Raw genomic sequence first — 547 nt, forward strand, 5'->3', positions numbered from 1 at the left:
CTCCACGGCGACCCGGGCCGCGTCGTCAAGGGACAGCGCGCCCGCCACGCAGGCGGCGGCCACCTCGCCCTGGCTGTGGCCGATCACGGCGGCGGGCTCGACGCCGTGGGCTCGCCACACGGCGGCCAGCGACACCATCACCGCGAACAGGACCGGCTGGAGCACCTCCACCCGCTCGGGGTCGGGCCCGCCCGGCGCGCCGCGCAGCGCTTCGGTGGGCGACCAGTCGAGATGCGGGGCGAGGGCCCGTTCGCAGTCGGCCATCCGCGCGGCGAACACCGGGCTGCTGTCCAGGAGTTGAGCGCCCATTCCGGTCCATTGCGCGCCCGTTCCGGGGAAGACGAAGACCGCTTTGCGGCCGCCTTGGGGCACGGTGGCCCGTACGCCTGCCGCGGGTTCCTCGCCCTGGGCGAGGGCGGCGAGTCCGGCGAGCAGTTCGGCGCGGTCCTCGCCGACCAGGACGGCCCGTTCCGCGAACCGCGACCGGCCGAGGGCCAGGGAGCGGCTGACGTCGAGGAGGCGCAGGTCGGGTTCGGCCTGTCTCTTA

Annotated in this window: 1 protein-coding gene; it reads right to left on the reverse strand. The window is 75.5% G+C overall.

The genetic code is table 11. From position 1 onward, the window contains the following. Positions 1-547: acyltransferase domain-containing protein (locus ACFU99_RS40340; protein ID WP_384402758.1), on the reverse strand; the 547-nt coding region annotated here is incomplete at both ends.

Source organism: Streptomyces sp. NPDC057654 (genome assembly GCF_042800135.1).
In the GTDB taxonomy this organism is placed as follows: Bacteria; Actinomycetota; Actinomycetes; order Streptomycetales; family Streptomycetaceae; genus Streptomyces.